The following is a 261-nucleotide window of genomic DNA, read 5'->3' as shown; positions in this document are numbered from 1 at the left end:
CGGATCGAACGGCACGATATGCGGGCCGACGAATGCGAGCACGACGAGCGCGAGCACGAAGCCGCCGGCCACCAGCGCGACGGTCTGCTTGCGGAACTTGCGCCAGAATTCGCGCCACGGCGTGCGGATCGCGGTCGATGCGGCCGTCGCCGCCGGCTGGACAGTCGCGTTCATGCGCGCCTCACTTGAACCGGATGGTCGGGTTGATGACCGCGTACAGCACGTCGACGGTCAGATTGATCAGGATGAACTCGAGCGAGA

The 261-nt window shown here is 65.9% G+C and carries 1 pseudogene; it reads right to left on the bottom strand.

The features are described from left to right. Positions 1–174 (bottom strand): annotated as a pseudogene (locus SB751_RS31970) (glutathione ABC transporter permease GsiD); the annotation flags it as partial. Between the last annotated feature and the right edge of the window lie 87 nt (positions 175–261).

It is taken from the genome of Cupriavidus sp. SIMBA_020 (assembly GCF_046535395.1).
Taxonomy (GTDB): Bacteria; Pseudomonadota; Gammaproteobacteria; order Burkholderiales; family Burkholderiaceae; genus Cupriavidus; species Cupriavidus campinensis.
The sequence above is the reverse complement of the archived record's forward strand: the minus strand, read 5'-3'. Positions and strand labels throughout refer to the sequence as shown.